We start from the raw sequence: 19,647 nt of genomic DNA, 5'->3' as shown, positions 1-19,647 counted from the left end.
CGAAGCAGCCTGTTCAGAGAGAGCAGGCGTAATAGCTATGGAGAAGTCTGAATGACAATAAGCACACCGATGCTGGTGACCTTTCTCGTTTATATCTTTGGCATGATTCTCATCGGTTTTATCGCCTGGCGATCCACCCGCAGCTTTGATGATTATATTCTTGGCGGCCGCAGCCTCGGGAGCGTGGTCACCGCGCTGTCGGCGGGCGCCTCCGATATGAGCGGCTGGCTGCTAATGGGCCTGCCGGGCGCGATTTTCATTTCCGGTATTTCTGAAAGCTGGATAGCCATCGGCCTGACCTTAGGGGCCTGGGTTAACTGGAAGCTGGTTGCCGGGCGCCTGCGCGTTCACACCGAAGTGAACAACAATGCGCTGACGCTGCCCGATTACTTCACCGGGCGTTTTGAAGACTCCAGCCGCCTGCTGCGCATCATCTCCGCGCTGGTGATCCTGCTGTTCTTCACTATCTACTGTGCTTCCGGCATCGTGGCCGGGGCGCGGCTGTTTGAAAGCACTTTCGGGATGAGCTACGAAACGGCGCTGTGGGCCGGGGCGGCAGCGACCATCATCTACACCTTTGTGGGCGGATTCCTTGCGGTTAGCTGGACGGATACCGTGCAGGCCAGCCTGATGATCTTCGCGCTGATTTTGACGCCGGTGATGGTGATTGCGGCGGTTGGCGGCCTCGATGATTCTCTGCTGGTGATTAAGCAGAAGAGCATCGAAAACGTCGACATGCTGAAAGGGCTGAACTTTGTCGCCATTGTTTCCCTGATGGGCTGGGGCCTGGGCTACTTCGGCCAGCCGCATATTCTGGCGCGCTTTATGGCGGCAGACTCACACCACACCATCGTTAACGCACGTCGCATCAGCATGACCTGGATGATCCTTTGCCTGGCGGGTGCCTGCGCGGTGGGCTTCTTCGGGATTGCCTACTTTAATAACAACCCTGAGCAGGCCGGAGCTGTGACGCAGAACGGCGAGCGGGTGTTTATCGAGCTGGCGCAAATTCTGTTTAACCCGTGGATTGCCGGGGTGCTTCTCTCCGCGATTCTGGCGGCGGTAATGTCCACGCTGAGCTGCCAGCTGCTGGTGTGCTCGAGCGCAATTACCGAAGACCTTTATAAGGCGTTCCTGCGTAAAGGCGCGAGCCAGAAGGAGCTGGTGTGGGTGGGGCGCATGATGGTGCTGGTGGTCGCGCTGGTGGCGATTGCGCTTGCCGCTAACCCGGAAAACCGCGTGCTGGGCCTCGTCAGTTATGCCTGGGCAGGATTTGGTGCCGCATTTGGCCCGGTGGTCCTGTTCTCCGTAATGTGGTCACGCATGACCCGCAACGGGGCGCTGGTGGGGATGATTGTTGGGGCTGCCACCGTGCTTATCTGGAAGCAGTTCGGCTGGTTAGGCCTGTATGAAATCATACCTGGCTTCGTGTTCGGTAGCCTGGCAATTGTGGTGGTAAGCCTGATGGGCAAAGCGCCGTCGGCCTCCATGCAGAAGCGTTTTGCCGAAGCGGATGCGGTGTACCACACTCCGCCTCCGGGCAAATTGCAGACCGACTAAAAGTATAACTTTTTGCAGGGCCGGATAATCCGGCCCTTTTTACATCTGGTCATAAATATGTCATCCCCCTCTCTTGTTTTTCTTATCAGCGCTAATGATAATCACAATCGTTATGGTTTACTTTTCTTTACGTCAATTGACTTGTATTCACATCTGAGGTGTCAGGCATGTTTGTTCCATTTCTCATCATGTTACGCGAAGGGCTGGAGGCGGCGCTCATCGTCAGCCTGATTGCCAGCTACCTGAAGCGTACCCAGCGCGGCCAGTGGATAGCCGTGATGTGGATTGGCGTCTTTGCCGCCGCCGCGCTCTGCCTGGGCCTCGGTATCTTCATCAATGAAACCACCGGTGAGTTCCCGCAGAAAGAGCAGGAGCTGTTTGAGGGTATTGTGGCGGTGATTGCCGTGTTTATCCTCACCTGGATGGTGTTCTGGATGCGTAAAGTGTCCCGCAACGTCAAAGTGCAGCTGGAGCAGGCGGTTGATAACGCGCTGCACAGCAAAGGCAACCACGGCTGGGCGCTGATCATGATGGTCTTTTTCGCCGTGGCGCGTGAAGGCCTGGAGTCGGTGTTCTTCCTGCTGGCCGCTTTCCAGCAGGACGTCGGTATTTGGCCGCCGCTGGGCGCGATGCTTGGCCTGGCTACCGCGGTGGTGCTTGGCTTCCTGATTTATTGGGGCGGGATTCGTCTCAACCTTGGCGCATTCTTTAAATGGACCAGCCTGTTTATTCTGCTGGTGGCCGCAGGCCTTGCCGCCGGTGCCGTCCGTGCATTCCACGAAGCCGGGCTGTGGAACCATTTCCAGGATATCGCTTTTGATATGAGCAACACGCTCTCCACCCACTCGCTGACCGGCACGCTGCTGGAGGGGATTTTCGGTTATCAGGAAACCCCAACCGTGAGCGAAGTGGCGATGTACTTCATCTATCTGATTCCGGCGCTGGTGCTATTCTTTATACCGCCGCGCGTGAACAACCAGGCGACCAATACGGCTCGTTAATTGATTTACGGCGGGCCGCCCGCCGTTTAGTGATAACTACTCATTGCTTAATAGGGATAGGTCATGACCAAACATTTTCGTCTGAAGGCACTGCACGTTGCGCTGCTCGCGCTTGTCTCTTCTTCGTTTGCCGCGCAGGCGGCAGATATTCCCCAGGTAAAAGTCACCGTCACCGATAAACAGTGTGAGCCGATGAGCGTCACCGTGAATGCCGGGAAGACTCAGTTCATCATCCAGAACAATAGCCAGAAAGCGCTGGAATGGGAGATCCTGAAAGGGGTGATGGTGGTGGAAGAGCGTGAAAACATCGCGCCGGGCTTCTCCCAGAAGCTGACCGCCAACCTGCAGCCGGGCGAATACGACATGACCTGCGGCCTGCTGACCAACCCGAAAGGCAAGCTGGTGGTGAAAGCTTCCGGCAAGCAGGAAGCGCCTAAAACCGATCTGCTGGCGCTGACCGGCCCAATCACCGAATACAAAGCCTATGTGACCGCCGAAGTCGCCGAGCTGGTGAAAGGCACCAAAGCCTTTACCGACGCGGTGAAAGCCGGTGATTTAGAGAAAGCGAAATCCCTGTATGCGTCAACGCGCCAGCATTACGAGCGTATTGAACCGATTGCCGAATTGTTCTCCGATCTCGACAGCAGCATCGATGCCCGCGAAGACGACTTCGAGAAAAAAGCGGACGACCCGAAATTCACCGGCTTCCACCGTCTGGAGAAAATCCTCTTTGGCGATAACACCACCAAAGACGCCGCGCAGTTTGCCGACAAGCTGAACGCCGACGTGCTGGATCTACAAACTCGTATTTCCGAGCTGGCCTTCCCGCCAAGCAAAGTGGTTGGCGGCGCTGCCGGTCTGATAGAAGAAGTAGCGGCCACCAAAATCAGCGGTGAAGAAGATCGCTACAGCCACACTGACCTGTGGGACTTCCAGGCGAACGTTGACGGCGCGCAGAAAATCGTTGATCTGCTGCGTCCTCAGCTGACCAAAGAGAACCCGGCGCTGCTGGCGAAAATAGACGCTAACTTCAAGAAAGTTGACGCCATTCTGGCGAAATACCGCACTAAAGACGGGTTTGAAACCTACGACAAGCTGACGGATAACGATCGCAAAGCGCTGAAAGGGCCAATCACCACGCTTGCGGAAGACCTGTCCCAGCTGCGTGGCGTGATGGGTCTGGACTGAGCATCATGAGTGATAAGGACAACACCGGCGCGCACCAACCGGCGCGCCGCCAGCTTCTGAAAACACTGGGCGCCCTTGGGGGCGCTTTTGCCGTGGGCGGCGGTTGCCCGATGACGGCTCACGCGGCAAATCCTGCTTCTTCCCCCGGCACGCTGCCGCCGGACGGTCGCCTTGAAAACCAGCCGCTTTATGGCGAGCACCAGGCCGGTATTCTGACGCCTCAGCAGGCCGCGATGATGTTGGTCGCCTTTGACGTGCTGGCCAGCGATAAAGCCGAGCTTGAGCGCCTGTTCCGCCTGCTGACCGCGCGTTTTGACTTCCTGACCAGCGGTGGCCCGGCGCCGGATACGCCAAATCCACGGCTGCCGCCGATGGACTCAGGCATTCTTGGGGCAGAAATCTACCCGGATAACCTGACGATCACGGTGTCCGTCGGCAGTTCGCTGTTTGATGAGCGTTTTGGCCTGCAAAAACAGATGCCGAAAAAGCTCCAGCAAATGACCCGCTTCCCGAACGATTCGCTGGATGCCGGGCTGTGCCACGGCGATCTGCTGCTGCAGATTTGTGCCAACACCAACGACACGGTGATCCACGCGCTGCGCGACATCATCAAGCACACGCCCGATCTCCTCAGCGTGCGCTGGCGGCGGGAAGGGTTTATCTCCAACCATGCGGCACGCAGCCGTGGGAAAGAGACGCCTATTAACCTGCTGGGCTTCAAAGACGGTACGGCCAACCCGGACAGTCATGATAAGCCACTGATGGATGACGTGGTGTGGGTGACGAAGCAGCAGCAGGAGCCTGCCTGGGCTACCGGCGGCAGCTATCAGGCGGTGCGCATTATTCAGTTCCACGTTGAGTCCTGGGACCGCACGCCGCTGAAAGAGCAGCAGACTATCTTCGGGCGCGATAAGCACAGCGGCGCGCCGCTGGGTATGAAGAATGAGCATGATGTGCCGGACTATGCCGCCGACCCTGACGGCAATGTGATTGCGCTTGATGCCCATATCCGCCTGGCCAACCCGAGGACCAAAGATACGCAGTCGGGGCTGATGATGCGCCGGGGCTACAGCTATTCGCTCGGTGCAACCAAATCCGGCCAGCTTGATATGGGGCTGCTGTTCGTTTGCTACCAGCATGACCTCGAAAAAGGGTTCCTGACGGTGCAGGGCAGGTTGAACGGTGAGGCGCTGGAGGAGTACGTGAAGCCGATTGGCGGTGGGTATTTCTTCGCACTGCCTGGCGTGCCGGATAAGCAGCATTATCTGGGGCAGGGGATGATGGAGGCGTAGTTAATGCCGTACCGGCGATGAGAGCCGGGAACAAATCTTCCCCTCACCCCAGCCCTCTCCCCGAAGGGGCGAGGGGGAAAACAGCCATTCTTTCAGAGAGTAGGTGATGCAAATTTTCATTTGCTAACAATTCACCCCCTTATTATTCATTGCAATTCCCTATGACTATCCCGCTGATATATTTCTGTAATATTGGTGTGCGAAAACGGTACACAGCAGCGGATTTCGATTTAACGTTACTTAAAAGTGAAATTTATGTTGCATTTTGGGTGATGTTTGTTGTACTTAAAGCAAAAGAGCGGTAGTTCCCTGCTGTGACGTTTAATCACTACGGAGATCGCGAATGGTTGGGTCCTGTACTGGACGGTTACTTAAACACTTTACCCGCACTACCCAGCGCGGAGGCCTCTCCTCCGGCTTCGCTATCTTCACCGCTAAATTTCCCCATTCAGAATCAAATCAGTGTCCTGACGGTGCGTCGGGCGACGTTTCGCGTTCGCTTAATGCACCCTCTCAACCGGCAGTTAATGGCTTACAAGGAAGCCAAACCTCATCCGTTAGTGAGCATAATCGCGCCTGTCCTGTCGGCGCGGGCAATGAAACCAACTGTAAGGTGCCATCCATGGGAAGACAGAAAGCTGTGATCAAAGCTCGTCGCGAAGCAAAACGTGTGCTGAGACGGGATTCACGTAGCCACCGGCAGCGTGAAGAGGAATCGGTCACCACGCTTGTGCAGATGAGCGGCGTAGAATCGATAGGCATGGCTCGCGACAGCCGCGACCATTCACCTATCGAAGCGCGTAATGAAGCTCAGGCGCACTATCTTAATGCCATCGAGAAAAAGCAGCTGATTTTTGCTACCGGCGAAGCCGGCTGTGGCAAGACGTTTATCAGCGCAGCGAAAGCCGCTGAGGCCCTGATACATAAGGATGTCGACAGGATTATCGTTACCCGTCCGGTGCTGCAGGCCGATGAAGATCTCGGCTTCCTCCCCGGTGATATTTCAGAGAAGTTCGCCCCGTATTTCCGCCCGGTGTATGACATCCTGGTGCGACGTTTAGGGTCGTCTTTTATGCAGTATTGCCTGCGGCCTGAAATTGGTAAGGTTGAGATTGCGCCGTTCGCCTATATGCGCGGACGTACTTTTGAAAATGCCGTGGTTATTCTGGATGAGGCGCAGAATGTCACCGCAGCGCAAATGAAAATGTTCCTCACCCGCCTCGGGGAAAACGTGACGGTTATCGTCAATGGCGATATCACGCAGTGTGACTTACCCGCAGGCGTGCCGTCCGGTTTAAGTGATGCACTAAACCGTTTCGAAGAAGATGAAATGGTCGGCGTTGTTCGCTTCGGTAAACAGGATTGTGTGCGTTCGGCCCTCTGCCAGCGCACGCTGAACGCCTACGACTGACGGTCTTCAACAATTTAGTGAAAAGCCCAAACTTCGGTTTGGGCTTTTTTATTTGCGCGAATTATTTGGCCAAACTGTGAAGGGGGTCATAACACCAGGTCAAGGAGAGACAATTTATGAGAGCCAGGAATTATCTCTCAAGGGAAACCATGCCGTATACTTTCCTCAAGCAGAGACAATAGTCTCGCCCCACAAACCCGCTTTGGAACAGCAACAATACGTCACGGAAGTCCGTTACAGCGTATTGAGACTTGAGGAACAACTTATGCAAAAGAAAAAAATTTACCTGTTCTGCTCCGCTGGGATGTCAACCTCGCTGTTAGTGACCAAAATGCGAGCGCAGGCCGAAAAGTATGAAGTTCCGGTAGAAATTGAAGCATTCTCTGAGTCTTTAGCCAGCGAGAAAGGGAAGCACGCGGACCTCGTTTTACTCGGGCCACAAATTGCCTACATGCAGGCAGATATCAAGAAATTGTTGCCCACCAAGCCTGTAGAAGTTATCGATTCTGCTCTGTACGGTAAAGTCGATGGGCTGGGTGTGTTGAAAGCGGCTGTGGCAGCAATTAAGAAAGCAGCGGCCGAGAGTTAATTTTTTATTCTTGTTTTGTTTAATTTTCCGTCAAAGAGCGACTTACACCTACAGCCGTAATAATAATTACGGCTTTCAAGGATATTTATAATATGAGTAAAGTCATTGATTCACTTGAGAAGGTTCTCCTGCCTTTTGCTGTAAAAATAGGAAAGCAGCCTCACGTTAATGCCATTAAAAATGGTTTTATTAAATTAATGCCATTAACCCTAACCGGGGCAATGTTTGTTCTGATTAACAACGTATTCCTGAGCTTCGGCGCAGGATCATTTTTCTACTCGTTAGGCATCCGTTTAGACCCCGAGACCATTGAAACCCTGAATGGGTTTAAAGCTATCGGCGGCAACGTGTACAACGGTACGTTGGGCATTATGTCGCTGATGGCGCCTTTTTTCATTGGTATGGCGTTAGCTGAAGAAAGGAAGGTCGATCCTCTCGCGGCGGGCTTATTATCCGTAGCAGCCTTTATGACCGTTACGCCTTATAGCGTGGGCGAAGCCTATGCCGTGGGCGCTAACTGGTTAGGCGGCCAGAACATTATTTCCGCTATGATTATCGGTCTGGTGGTCGCCGAGCTGTTCACCTTTGTTATACGTAAAAACTGGGTTATTACCCTGCCGGATAGCGTGCCGACCTCGGTGGCGCGTTCATTCTCGGCGTTAATTCCAGGCTTCCTGATTCTGTCTATCTTCGGGATCATCTCCTGGGCGCTGTCTCACTACGGCAGCAACTTCCACCAGATCATCATGGACTCCATTTCGACTCCTCTGGCGTCAATGGGTAGCGTGGTTGGCTGGGCGTACGTAATTTTCAACTCCCTGCTGTGGTTCTTCGGTGTTCACGGTTCTCTGGCGCTTACCGCACTGGATAACGGCATCATGACCCCATGGGCGCTGGAAAACGTGGCGCTGTACCAGCAGTACGGTTCTGTAGAAGCCGCTATCGAAGCGGGCAAACAGTTCCACTTCTGGGCGAAACCAATGCTCGACTCCTACATCCTGCTGGGTGGTTCTGGTGCGACGCTGGGTCTGATTATCGCTATCTTCATCGCCTCTCGCCGTGCCGATCACCGTCAGGTGGCTAAGCTGGCGCTGCCGTCAGGCATCTTCCAGATTAACGAACCGATTCTGTTTGGTCTGCCGATCATCATGAACCCGGTGATGTTCATCCCGTTCGTTGCGGTACAGCCGATTCTGGCTGCCATCACCCTGATTGCGTACTCCATGGGTATTATCCCGCCGGTCACCAACCTGGCTCCGTGGACCATGCCTACCGGCCTGGGCGCCTTCTTCAACAGTAACGGCAGCGTCGCTGCTCTGCTGGTGGCGTTGTTCAACCTGGGTGTCGCCACGCTGGTGTACATGCCGTTCGTTATCCTGTCCAACAAGGCACAGGCGGTTATTGAAGAAGAAGAAAGCGAAGAAGATATCGCTAACGCATTGAAATTCTAAGTTCAAAGGGGGAGGGAATGCCTCCCCCATTTTCAGAATCCGGGGAGCAATATTATGTTTGATTTAGACAACGTCGTTGAAACTGAAGTAGAAGTGGACGATCTCGAAGAAGTGGTGATGGGCTTAATCATCAACTCTGGACAGGCCCGTAGCCTGGCTTACGGTGCGCTGAAAAAGGCCAAGCAGGGTGACTTCGCCGGGGCTAAAGAGATGATGGATCAGTCCCGGACCGCGCTGAACGAAGCGCATCTGGTGCAGACTAAGCTGATTGAAGGCGACCAGGGCGAAGGCAAAACCAAAGTCAGCCTGGTGCTGGTACACGCTCAGGACCACCTGATGACCTCGATGCTGGCTCGCGAGCTGGTGACCGAGCTGATTGAATTACACGAGAAAATGGACAAGTAGCAGGTCAGCATATGCAGCCAGAGATAGACAATATGGAAATCAACATTGTTCGTGAAAGCCAGCTGTTTAACGGCAAGTGTTTCCATGCGTTTATCTACACCAAAGAAGAGAGCGTGAGCGGGCTGCATCAGCATGACTACTACGAATTTACCATTGTTTTGACCGGGCGCTATTACCAGGAAATTAACGGTAAGCGTGTGCTGATGGAGCGAGGCGATTTTGTCTTTATTCCCGTCGGTTCCCACCATCAGAGTTTTTACGAGTTTGGTGCGACCCGGTTGTTTAACGTAGGTATCAGCCAGCAGTTCTTTGAGCAGCATTATATGCCGCTGCTGCCGTCCCATCTGGTGGCCTCTCAGGTGTATCAGATTAAGGATGAATTCCTGACGTTTATGGAGTCGGTGATTGCCTCGTTTAATTTCCGCGAAGGGGAATTTAACGAGTTTCTCGAAATGGTGAGCTTTTATGTCGTGAATCGACTGCGCCATTATCGTGAGTCGGAAAATCAGGATGATATTCCGCTGTGGTTAAAATCCACCGTTGAAGGGATGCATGACAAAATGCGCTTTGGCGATAAGGCCTTATTAAACATGGTCGCGCTTTCGGGTAAGTCGCAGGAATATTTAACGCGCGCCACGCAGCGCTATTATGGCAAGACGCCGATGCAGATTATTAATGAAATCCGCATCAATTTTGCCAAGAAACAGCTGGAAATCACTAACGCTTCGGTAACCGATATTGCCTTCGAATCCGGTTATAGCAGCCCCAGCATGTTTATTAAGAACTTTAAGAAAGTGACTTCTTTCACGCCAAACAGTTATCGGAAGAAATTGTACAGCATTAATTAAGGTGCTGATTAACTACCACTGTCAATATTGAGTTTTTATTAACTTATTCAATTTTCTAAATACGGCGCCAGGCGCCGTACGGGAGCCTATATGACTAAGAAATTAAAAGTTGTTACTATCGGTGGCGGCAGCAGCTATACCCCAGAATTACTCGAAGGCTTTATTAAGCGCTACCACGAATTACCGATCACCGAACTTTGGCTGGTGGATGTCGAAGCCGGGAAAGAGAAGCAGGATATTATTTTCAATCTTTGCCAGCGCATGATTGAGCACGCCGGTGTGCCGATGACGGTACACAAGAGCCTCGACCGCCGCGAAGCGCTGAAAGATGCAGATTTCGTGACCACCCAGCTGCGCGTTGGCCAGCTGAAAGCGCGTGAGCTGGATGAGCGTATTCCGCTGAGCCACGGCTATCTCGGCCAGGAAACCAACGGTGCGGGCGGCCTGTTCAAAGGGCTGCGTACCATTCCGGTCATTTTCGACATCATCAAAGACGTGCAGGAAATCTGCCCGGATGCGTGGGTTATCAACTTCACCAACCCGGCCGGTATGGTGACCGAGGCGGTATTCCGCCATACCAACTTCAAAAAATTCATCGGCGTGTGCAACATTCCTGTTGGCATGAAGATGTTTATTACCGACGTCCTGAAGCTGACCCCGGAAGATGACCTGGGCATCGATCTCTTCGGCCTGAACCACATGGTGTTCATTAAAGACGTGCTGGTGAACGGTGAATCTCGCTTTGCCGAACTGCTGGACGGCGTAGCCAGCGGCAAGCTGAGCGCGAACTCGGTGAAAAACATCTTCGATATGCCGTTTAGCGAAGGGCTGATTCGTTCCCTGAACCTGCTGCCGTGCTCCTACCTGCTGTACTACTTCAAGCAGAAAGAGATGCTGGCTATCGAAATGGGCGAGTTCTACAAGGGCGGGGCGCGCGCCTCCGTGGTACAGAAGGTCGAAAAACAGCTGTTTGAGCTGTACAAAGACCCGAATCTTGACGTGAAGCCGAAAGAGCTGGAGTTGCGCGGCGGGGCTTACTACTCTGACGCGGCGTGCGAAGTGATCAGCGCTATCTACAATGATAAGCAGACCGAGCACTATGTGAATATTCCGCACCACGGCCACGTGGACAACATTCCGGCCGACTGGGCAATCGAGACGACCAGCATCATCGGTCGCGATGGTGCCAGACCGCACCCGCGTGTGACCCATTTTGACGAGAAAGTGATGGGGCTTATCCACACCATCAAAGGCTTCGAAGTGGCCGCGAGCCAGGCCGCGCTGAGCGGTGAATTTAACGATGTGCTGCTGGCGCTGAACCTGAGCCCGCTTATCCATTCCGACAAGGATGCTGAGGTGATTGCCAAAGAGATGCTGCTTGCCCATAAAGCGTATCTGCCAAACTTTGCCAAAGCCATCGAAAAACTGGCTTAATGTCTTGCCCTCCCCGGACGGGGAGGGCCACTCAAGAGGGATGCTATGGACCGCTTACTGATTATTAATGCCGATGACTTTGGCCTGAGCAAGGCGCAAAACTACGGCATTATCGAAGCGTTTCACCACGGTGTGGTGACGTCGACCACCGCGCTGGTTAATGCCGAAGCCATTAAACACGCCGCCGGGCTGTGCGCTCGTTATCCGGGTCTGGGCGTAGGCATGCACTTCGTGTTGACGCTTGGCCAGCCGCTGACCGGGATGCCGGTGCTGACTCGTGGGACCGGCGTGCTGGGCAAAGGGATCTGGGAAATGGCGGAACAGGGTCGGCTGGACCTGGACGAGATCGGGCGCGAGCTTGAAAGCCAGTATCAGCGCTTTATTGATATTTTTGGCATTGAGCCAACCCACCTTGATAGCCACCATCACGTGCACATGATCCCGGAAATTTTCCCTATCGTGGCCGCGTTTGCTAAGGCGAAAGGGATCCCGCTACGCGTGGATCGCGATGCCGCTGCCCGGGACAACATTTCGCTGACCGGCGTGCGTTCTACCCAAGGGTTTACCAGCGAGTTTTACGGTGATGCGATATCTGCAAGCCTGCTGCTGGAGAGCGTGGATGCTTCCGCGCAGCGCCAGGAAGCCTCGCTTGAGGTGATGTGCCACCCGTCATTTGTGGATAATACGCTGCTGAAAAGCAACTACTGCTACCCGCGTCTGGCGGAGTTGGAGGTGCTGACTTCTGCGGCGCTGAAGTACGCTCTTGCCGAACGAGGCTACCGTCTGGGCACCTTCCGCGACCTCTAACCCCAATTCTCCCTTCGGCCCGCTGTCGATAAGGTGTATTATTATTGCATCTTATCGACAATCATTGGCCGTGCGATTTACCGGTCAATCAGGTACTGCCCATGTCCGGAAAACGTCTTCAGCGCGAGAAGCAAACCATCGCTAAAATGCTCACTCTCTATGAGCGCCAGAATCCCTCCGCCAGCGCCGGGCCAGGCCACTACCAGCGGCTTTATGAGTATGCCGCCAAAAGGCTGGAACGCTGCGCCTTTGGCGAAGAAAAACCCGCCTGCAAGCATTGCCCAATCCACTGCTATCAGCCTGCAAAACGTGAAGAGATGAAGCAGGTGATGCGCTGGGCTGGCCCACGAATGCTGTTTCATCATCCGATTCTGACCATGCTTCATTTGATTGACGACCGCCGTCCGGTGCCGCCGTTACCTGAGAAATTCCAGCGTAAAAAATAGCGATGGGAGGCCTGCAATATGCGAAAAAAAGCCCGCATTTGGACTGACCCCATAAAGTTGGACAGTTCATGTTAAGCGGCTATCGGGGTCTGGGTTCGGTATTCTACCGGACTCAGGCCTTTTAATTTCAGACTGATCCGCTCGTTGTTATAGTAATGGATATAGTCCTCTATCGCCTTCCTCAGTTCATTCAGATCGCTGAACCTGTTCAGGTAAAAACACTCCGATTTCAGTGTGCCGAAGAAGTTCTCCATCACCGCATTATCCAGACAGTTTCCTTTGCGCGACATACTTTGTGTCATGCCCTGTGCCTTTAACCTTGCCTGATAGCCTGCCATTCGATATTGCCAGCCCTGATCCGTGTGCAGCAAGGGGCTATCTTCCGGGCTGAGCTTCAGGAACGCATCGCGCAGCATGCTATTAACCATCTCCATCACCGGCCTTTCCGACAGGCTGTAGGAGATAATCTCCCGGTTAAACAGATCGAGAACCGGCGACAGATACAGCTTTTTACCCTGTACTGAGAACTCGGTGACATCCGTGACCCATTTTTCGTTGGCTTTCGATGCCCCGAAGTTCCGGCCCAGGATATTGGGTGCAGCCTTGCCCACTTCCCCTTTCCAGGCACGATATTTCTTCACCCTTATCAGAGAACGGAGCGACAGTTCTGCCATCAGCCGCTGTACAGTTTTATGGTTCACCAGCAGACCCTGCCTTCTCAGCGAGAGCGTGATCCTGCGGTAGCCATAACGCCCTTTGTGATAGTGATAAATCTCTCTGATTTTGGCTTTCAGCCCGGCATGCCTGTCTGCTCGCTTCAGCGCATTGATATTGTGATACCACGTACTGCGGGACATGCCCGCTGCACGAAGAAGATCACTGAGCGCATACTCCAGCCTTAGTTCGTTGATTATTGCGGCTTTCCGCCGTTTTTCTCGCTTTGAACTAAGGCCTTCAGCTTTTTTAGATAGGCATTCTCTGCTCGCAGGTAACGAAGTTCAGCCCGCAACTCTTCGGGAGATAACTTATCCAGCGCAGCATCGGTAAGTGGAGGTGTTTTTTTGGGTTTTGTCATGTCCTTGCTCCGGCCAGGTTTTATGCTCAGAAGTCCTTTTTCACCTGCGTCTTTGTAGACATTCACCCAGTGCCGGACAACGGTTTCAGTGGAGATATTAAACCGTGCGGCAGCTTCGCGCATCGAAAGTTCTTCAGCGAGAACCGTGCGTACGACAGCAATCCGGAACGCCGGAGAATGGCGGTCATTTTTCCAGGTAATGCCATCAATACCGTGGAGTTGCCAGGCTCTTACCCAGCGTCGCACTGATGTTCTTTCAACACCAAAACGTTCAGCGGTACGATGTGTTCCATCTTTTCCGGCAAGGTAGTGTTTGACTACAGCTAATCTGGTTTCGAGGGAATATTTTGGCTTTGCCATAAAAAACTGCACCTTACTCAGTTGGGTGTCCAACTTTTGGGGTGCAGTCCAATTTGCATGCGAGCTCTTCTTTAAATGTGGCGGTGAGAGAGGGGCTTACTCGCGCCGTCCATGGCGCTCGCCCTGCGGGTCGCCGGAGGCGGTACAAAACGGCTGTCCTGCCGTTTTGGCGAACCCTGTCGAGGGTTCTCACCCACTCTCTGTCGTGAGCAATATGCGAAAAAAAAGCCCGCATTTGCATGCGAGCTCTTCTTTAAATGTGGCGGTGAGAGAGGGGCTTACTCGCGCCGTCCATGGCGCTCGCCCTGCGGGTCGCCGGAGGCGGTACCAAACGGCTGTCCTGCCGTTTGGTCGAACCCTGTCGAGGATTCTCACCCACTCTCTGCCGTGAGTAATATGCGAAAAAAAAGCCCGCATTTGCATGCGAGCTCTTCTTTAAATGTGGCGGTGAGAGAGGGGTTCGAACCCTCGATACGTTGCCGTATACACACTTTCCAGGCGTGCTCCTTCAGCCACTCGGACACCTCACCGTATTGTCTTGCTGCTCACCTTAGGTGGGCAACGGGGCGCTACTATAGGGAGTCAGCCCTCTTCGGTCAAGCCTAATTTATGGATTATGCCACGTTCGGTTAAGGTCTGAGCGGTTAGGGCGGTTTTAAGGCAAATTCATCCGAAAAAAGCTCCCGCCGGGCAAATCCTTCCGGGCGGGAGGAGGAAAATTATCCCGCTAGCCTGCCGTTTGGTCGAACCCTGTCGAGGGTTCTCATCCGTCCCTCGTCGGGTTATGGGCAATAAAAAAGCCTGAACGTGAGTTCAGGCTCTCTCATAAAATGTGGCGGTGAGAGAGGGGCTTACTCGCGCCGTCCATGGCGCTCGCCCTGCGGGTCGCCGGAGGCGGTACCAAACGGCTGTCCTGCCGTTTGGTCGAACCCTGTCGAGGATTCTCACCCACTCTCTGTCGTGAGCAATATGCGAAAAAAAAGCCCGCATTTGCATGCGAGCTCTTCTTTAAATATGGCGGTGAGGGAGGGGCTTACTCGCGCCGTCCATGGCGCTCGCCCTGCGGGTCGCCGGAGGCGGTACCAAACGGCTGTCCTGCCGTTTGGTCGAACCCTGTCGAGGATTCTCACCCACTCTCTGTCGTGAGCAATATGCGAAAAAAAAAGCCCGCATTTGCATGCGAGCTCTTCTTTAAATGTGGCGGTGAGAGAGGGGTTCGAACCCTCGATACGTTGCCGTATACACACTTTCCAGGCGTGCTCCTTCAGCCACTCGGACACCTCACCGTATTGTCGCCCCAGCGCTGCTGGAACGGGCGCTAATTTAGGGAAAATGGCCTTCGCCGTCAATGCTAATTTCATGTTTTTGGTGCGTTTAGCCAAACTTCATCCAACTTGACTCTTAAACCATCACAAGATGCTGCTTTTTATTGCATCAGGGCTTGCATGACATCCCGATTCGCGTAAGCCTAAGAAAAAAAGGAGGCAGTATGGACATTATTTTTCATCACCCCACTTTTGACACAGAGTATTGGCTGAATCGCCTTCAGCAAGCCCTGCCGCAGGCGCGAGTCCGCCAGTGGAAGCAGGGGGACCAGCAGCCCGCCGATTACGCACTGGTATGGCACCCGCCGGTGGAAATGCTTAGCGGCCGTAAAGGGCTCAAGGGCGTTTTCGCGCTGGGGGCCGGCGTTGACGCTATTCTCAGTAAACTTCAGGCTCACCCGGACATGCTGCCGGACGGCGTGCCGCTGTTCCGCCTGGAGGATACGGGCATGGGGCTGCAGATGCAGGAGTACGCTGTTAGCCAGGTGCTGCACTGGTTCCGTCGTTTTGACGACTACCAGCGACAAAAGCAGCAGGGGCAATGGCAGCCGCTGGAAGATTATCGGCGTGAGGATTTCACCATTGGGATCCTCGGCGCGGGCGTGCTTGGCGGTAAAGTGGCTGAAAGCCTCGTGGCCTGGGGCTTCCCGGTTCGCTGCTGGAGCCGCAGCAAAAAAGATCTTCCAGGCGTACAGAGTTTTGCCGGTGGCGAAGCGCTACCTGATTTTCTGCACGGCACCCGAGTGCTGATAAACCTGCTGCCGAATACGCCGCAAACCGTCGGCATTATCAACCGTGAGCTTTTGGGCCAGCTGGCTAAAGAAGCTTACGTGATAAATCTTGCGCGCGGCGTGCACCTGGTTGAAGCCGATCTGCTGGCGGCGTTAGATTCCGGGCAGCTTAAAGGCGCGATGCTGGACGTCTTCTCTAAAGAGCCGCTGCCGGAGAACAGCCCGCTTTGGGCGCATCCTGGCGTGGCAATTACGCCGCACGTGGCCGCAGTCACTCGTCCTGACGAGGCCATTGCCTATATCGCAAAGACCATTACCCAGCTAGAAAACGGGGAATCTGTCTCCGGTGAAGTCTCTCTTCAGCACGGCTATTAAGCAGGAAGCCCGGCTTTTGCCGGGCTAGCTGTTCTTGCAGGCAGGCTAAAAATTGTCATGGATTGCTGGTATCCTTAGCTAAAATAGAAAAGGAGAAAGCCATGTATCCCGTTGACCTGCATATGCATACCGTTGCCAGCACCCACGCCTACAGTACCCTCCATGATTATATTGCCGTTGCGAAGAGCAAGGGCATCAGGCTGTTTGCTATTACCGATCACGGCCCGGACATGGCGGATGCGCCGCATTACTGGCACTTTATTAATATGCGTATCTGGCCACGGCTGGTCGACGGCGTCGGCATTTTGCGCGGTATTGAATCGAATATTAAAAACACCGCAGGCGAAATTGACTGCACTGGGCCAATGCTCGATGCGCTGGATTTGATCATTGCCGGCTTCCACGAGCCGGTCTTCCCGCCAAAAGATAAAGCTACCCATACCGAAGCGATGATCGCGACGATGGCGAACGGTGACGTGCATATCATCAGCCATCCGGGTAACCCTAAATTCGAAATTGATATCCCGGCCGTTGCGGCGGCGGCGGCGAAATATAACGTCGCCCTTGAGTTGAACAACTCTTCTTTTACCCACTCTCGCATCGGCAGCGGGCCGAACTGCCGCGCCATTGCTGAAGCCGTGCGTGATGCTGGCGGCTGGCTGGCCTTAGGGTCGGACTCCCATACCGCCTTTACGCTGGGCGATTTTAGCGAGTGCCGCAAAATCCTCGATGAAATCAATTTCCCGGAAGAGCGGATCCTGAACGTTTCTCCGCAGCGCCTGCTGGGCTTCCTTGAAGCTCGGGGCATGGCGCCAATTGCCGAATTTGCCACACTGTAATTAACACCCGTAATGGATAGAGCCAGTCATGAATGAGTTTTCAATTATTTGCCGCGTACTCGGATCGCTATTTTATCGCCAGCCGCAGGATCCTCTGCTGGTGCCTTTGTTTACGCTGATCCGTGAAGGGAAGCTGGCGGCAAGCTGGCCACTGGAGCAGGATGAGCTGCTGGGGCGTTTGCAGCACAACTGCGACCCGCAGCTGCTGGCGGCGGACTTTAACGCGCTGTTCGTGGGTGAAAAGTGCAGCGTGCCGCCTTTCCGCTCGGCCTGGGAAGAGGGCAGTGACGAAGGGGAAGTGCGTCAGTTCCTGAAACAGCGTGGAATGCCGCTGGGCGAGTCACCTGCTGACCATTTCGGGACGCTGCTGCTGGCGGCTTCCTGGCTTGAGGACCAGTCCCAGGAGGATGAGTTTGAGGCGCAGGTGACGCTGTTTGATGAGTACCTGATGCCGTGGTGCGGGACGTTCCTCGGCAAAGTTGAAGCCCATGCCACCACGCCGTTCTACCGCACGCTGGCGGCGATCAGCCGTGAAGCGCTGCAGGCCATGCGCGATGAGCTGCAGGAATCAGAAGAGGAATAATTGTGATTTGAGTCACAATTAAACTGCAACGCTGATTTTTGATTTACAAAAAATGTGCGCCAGATCGTAGTGAGAGGCTAAGCCTCTGCTATGATACGGCGCCATGAAGACACTTATTCCACTTGCAATCACCACCGGTATTCTCTCTGGCCTCTGGGGCTGGGTTGCGGTGAGTCTCGGCCTGTTGGGCTGGGCCGGTTTCCTCGGCTGTACCGCCTATTTTGCCTGTCCGCAGGGCGGTATGAAGGGGCTTTTTATTTCTCTGTGTACCCTGTGCAGCGGCGTGCTTTGGGCGCTGGTGATTATTCACGGCAGCGCGCTGGCGCCGCATGCTGAAATCCTCGGCTATATCATGACCGGCGTGGTGGCATTCCTGATGTGTATTCAGGCTCGCCATATTTTACTGTCGTTTGTCCCCGGCACTTTTATCGGCGCCTGCGCAACCTTTGCGAATCAGGGGGAGTGGCATATCGTGGTGCCTTCGCTGCTGCTGGGCCTGGTCTTCGGCTTCGCAATGAAAAACAGTGGGCTGTGGCTGGCGGCAAGACGAGAGAAGCCCAAACCGAAAGCAGGCTCATTGCTGAGCGAATAAAAAACCAGCGAAAGCTGGTTTTTTTATTCGCGAGAAACGGTCATCAGGAGGCCGGCGGCGTAGAGAGCTCTTTATACTTCACCAGCACCGGGTTGTTAATATCGGCAGGGTTTTGCAGATCCCACAGCCCACGGTCGATGCCATCGTTAATCAGATAGATAACGCCGGTTTCAATGGCGGACATCAGGCACAGCATTACCGGCTCGTTGCTGGTATAGCCTATTTCACCTTCCAGCAGGCGCTGGTAATCAATAAACCGGAAGACTCCAGCCTGCACTTCGTACGAGAGAATCGTTTTGCTGGTGTTGACCGACGACATGACCTCCCCGGTGCTGACGTCGACGACCCTCAGGTTCACGGCTATCTGGTCAAGCTGATACTGCGTGTCCGCGCCAATGCCAAAGTAACGTGCGCCCGCCCCGCCGGACTTCACGTTGCTTTCGTAGCCAATAATCGACCCTTCAATCATCACATTTGCCGCCATCAGCGAGTGCAGCGGGGCTCGATTATTATCCGCCACTGTGCCGTTTTCCTGCGCGGCGCGGATAATTTTGCGTTCGTTAAGCAGGTTTTGCAGCCCCTGACGTTCAAGCGGAATGAACCAGCGGGAATCCTTCAGCGCGGTGACCAGCATAGACGTTGCGCTTTGCGGCACGGCGGTAGAAAAGTTACTGGCGGGGTAGGGCTTGAACTGGCCCGTTTCGTCCTGAATGTTATAGACCGAAACATAAAGCTTTCCTTTTGCCTCTGGCAGATGCGTCAGGTCGAGATAGCTTTGTGCGCGGGGCAGTAACGTCGGTTTAGCGGCCTCTTTTGGCGGAGCCGTTAAACAACCACTTAATAAACACACCGCCACAATCAGAAGTAAGCGCTGCATAATGTTTATCCTTGAAGAGGTTTTATGATTTTAAGCCACTAAAAATTCGTGGAATTCGCCTGCAGGCCTGAGACCTGAATCGTCGAGGTTTTGCCGGTTTTACGGTCGGTTACGTTGAGCTGAAGTTGACCGTCGGTATTGGCGATATCGACGATGAAATCATTGGTGACCATGCGCCCCGGCTTCCCGGTATTGATATTGGTTAACAGGCCGCCCAGCACCTGTGACTGCAGCGCCTGGGTGAAATTATCCAGCGCGCTGGGCATTTGAATTCCAAGATCGCTGCTGTAGCTGGGATCTTTGTAAGAGTTTTGTGCCTGGGCCGAATTTAACAAATAGGCACCGTTATTGGGGTTACCGCCGAAGTTAGGGTTAACAAACTGGAAAACCATATTTCCGCCCCAGGCCAGCGGCGTAAAGAGCAGCAAGGGCAGAACGGCATGAGAGATACGCATCAT

Annotated in this window: 19 protein-coding genes and 2 tRNA genes; 16 read left to right on the top strand and 5 right to left on the bottom strand. The window is 54.1% G+C overall.

The genetic code is table 11. The features are described from left to right. Window positions 1–51: 51 nt before the first annotated feature. The 12 genes from putP (at window position 52) to JT31_RS04500 (ending at window position 12,432) form a co-directional block, all read left to right on the top strand. The gene (putP, locus tag JT31_RS04555) at window positions 52–1,560 is read left to right on the top strand and encodes a sodium/proline symporter PutP (protein WP_038473827.1); all 1,509 of its coding nucleotides are present in this window, start codon (window positions 52–54) and stop codon (window positions 1,558–1,560) included. Window positions 1,561–1,727: 167 nt separating this feature from the next. Further along, window positions 1,728–2,561, top strand: coding sequence for an iron uptake transporter permease EfeU (efeU, locus tag JT31_RS04550; RefSeq protein WP_038473824.1), 834 nt, complete (start codon window positions 1,728–1,730; stop codon window positions 2,559–2,561). Window positions 2,562–2,624: 63 nt separating this feature from the next. Then, window positions 2,625–3,749 (top strand): iron uptake system protein EfeO, encoded by a 1,125-nt coding sequence (gene efeO / locus JT31_RS04545; RefSeq protein WP_038473822.1) that lies wholly within the window; start codon window positions 2,625–2,627, stop codon window positions 3,747–3,749. Window positions 3,750–3,754: 5 nt separating this feature from the next. Then, window positions 3,755–5,041, top strand: coding sequence for an iron uptake transporter deferrochelatase/peroxidase subunit (efeB, locus tag JT31_RS04540; RefSeq protein ID WP_038473819.1), 1,287 nt, complete (start codon window positions 3,755–3,757; stop codon window positions 5,039–5,041). Window positions 5,042–5,663: 622 nt separating this feature from the next. After that, window positions 5,664–6,452, top strand: coding sequence for a phosphate starvation-inducible protein PhoH (phoH, locus tag JT31_RS04535; RefSeq protein WP_016535779.1), 789 nt, complete (start codon window positions 5,664–5,666; stop codon window positions 6,450–6,452). A 265-nt stretch (window positions 6,453–6,717) separates the two neighbouring features. Continuing rightward, window positions 6,718–7,041: a PTS sugar transporter subunit IIB gene (locus JT31_RS04530; RefSeq protein WP_008455640.1), complete on the top strand. Its 324-nt coding sequence runs from the start codon at window positions 6,718–6,720 to the stop codon at window positions 7,039–7,041. A gap of 92 nt (window positions 7,042–7,133) precedes the next feature. Then, window positions 7,134–8,492: a PTS N,N'-diacetylchitobiose transporter subunit IIC gene (chbC, locus tag JT31_RS04525; RefSeq protein ID WP_038473814.1), complete on the top strand. Its 1,359-nt coding sequence runs from the start codon at window positions 7,134–7,136 to the stop codon at window positions 8,490–8,492. A 54-nt stretch (window positions 8,493–8,546) separates the two neighbouring features. Beyond that, a complete protein-coding gene (chbA, locus tag JT31_RS04520) occupies window positions 8,547–8,897 on the top strand; it encodes a PTS N,N'-diacetylchitobiose transporter subunit IIA (protein ID WP_008455638.1) in 351 nt (116 codons plus the stop codon). Window positions 8,898–8,908: 11 nt separating this feature from the next. Further along, entirely contained in the window at window positions 8,909–9,745 is an 837-nt protein-coding gene (gene chbR / locus JT31_RS04515) for a transcriptional regulator ChbR (protein WP_038473811.1), read from the top strand. A 90-nt stretch (window positions 9,746–9,835) separates the two neighbouring features. Beyond that, the gene (locus JT31_RS04510) at window positions 9,836–11,179 is read left to right on the top strand and encodes a 6-phospho-beta-glucosidase (RefSeq protein ID WP_038473808.1); all 1,344 of its coding nucleotides are present in this window, start codon (window positions 9,836–9,838) and stop codon (window positions 11,177–11,179) included. A gap of 45 nt (window positions 11,180–11,224) precedes the next feature. Then, a complete protein-coding gene (gene chbG / locus JT31_RS04505; protein WP_038473804.1) occupies window positions 11,225–11,986 on the top strand; it encodes a chitin disaccharide deacetylase in 762 nt (253 codons plus the stop codon). A 101-nt stretch (window positions 11,987–12,087) separates the two neighbouring features. Then, window positions 12,088–12,432, top strand: coding sequence for a nitrous oxide-stimulated promoter family protein (locus tag JT31_RS04500; protein ID WP_038473801.1), 345 nt, complete (start codon window positions 12,088–12,090; stop codon window positions 12,430–12,432). Window positions 12,433–12,503: 71 nt separating this feature from the next. Here the strand turns inward: JT31_RS04500 and JT31_RS23670 are convergent. From JT31_RS23670 to JT31_RS04480, 3 genes are all read right to left on the bottom strand, one after another. Further along, window positions 12,504–13,867, bottom strand: a protein-coding gene (locus JT31_RS23670) for an IS3 family transposase (protein WP_144244011.1) whose coding sequence is annotated in 2 segments (ribosomal slippage) — window positions 12,504–13,390 and window positions 13,390–13,867 — 1,365 coding nt in all. Because the reading frame shifts where the segments join, the coding sequence is not laid out codon by codon here. Window positions 13,868–14,309: 442 nt separating this feature from the next. Then, a tRNA-Ser gene (locus JT31_RS04485) sits at window positions 14,310–14,397 on the bottom strand. Window positions 14,398–15,065: 668 nt separating this feature from the next. After that, window positions 15,066–15,153, bottom strand: a tRNA-Ser gene (locus tag JT31_RS04480). Between the two features lie 203 nt (window positions 15,154–15,356). On the opposite strand from JT31_RS04480, the gene ghrA reads away from it, so the two are divergent. From ghrA to JT31_RS04460, 4 genes are all read left to right on the top strand, one after another. Beyond that, entirely contained in the window at window positions 15,357–16,298 is a 942-nt protein-coding gene (gene ghrA / locus JT31_RS04475) for a glyoxylate/hydroxypyruvate reductase GhrA (protein WP_038473798.1), read from the top strand. 101 nt (window positions 16,299–16,399) lie between these two features. Then, window positions 16,400–17,137 (top strand): phosphatase, encoded by a 738-nt coding sequence (locus tag JT31_RS04470; protein ID WP_038473795.1) that lies wholly within the window; start codon window positions 16,400–16,402, stop codon window positions 17,135–17,137. A gap of 28 nt (window positions 17,138–17,165) precedes the next feature. Continuing rightward, window positions 17,166–17,720 (top strand): TorD/DmsD family molecular chaperone, encoded by a 555-nt coding sequence (locus JT31_RS04465; protein WP_038473792.1) that lies wholly within the window; start codon window positions 17,166–17,168, stop codon window positions 17,718–17,720. Window positions 17,721–17,823: 103 nt separating this feature from the next. Then, window positions 17,824–18,312, top strand: a complete 489-nt coding sequence (locus JT31_RS04460; RefSeq protein WP_038473789.1) for a DUF1097 domain-containing protein — start codon at window positions 17,824–17,826, stop codon at window positions 18,310–18,312. 43 nt (window positions 18,313–18,355) lie between these two features. Here the strand turns inward: JT31_RS04460 and csgG are convergent, their stop codons facing one another. Both csgG and csgF read right to left on the bottom strand, forming a co-directional pair. After that, complete coding sequence (gene csgG, locus JT31_RS04455) at window positions 18,356–19,189, bottom strand: curli production assembly/transport protein CsgG (RefSeq protein ID WP_038473786.1); 834 nt, start codon at window positions 19,187–19,189, stop codon at window positions 18,356–18,358. 38 nt (window positions 19,190–19,227) lie between these two features. After that, window positions 19,228–19,644, bottom strand: a complete 417-nt coding sequence (csgF, locus tag JT31_RS04450; protein WP_038473783.1) for a curli production assembly/transport protein CsgF — start codon at window positions 19,642–19,644, stop codon at window positions 19,228–19,230. Between the last annotated feature and the right edge of the window lie 3 nt (window positions 19,645–19,647).

It is taken from the genome of Cedecea neteri, from assembly GCF_000757825.1.
GTDB lineage: Bacteria > Pseudomonadota > Gammaproteobacteria > Enterobacterales > Enterobacteriaceae > Cedecea > Cedecea selenatireducens.
This window is presented reverse-complemented; position numbering and strand designations above follow the sequence as displayed.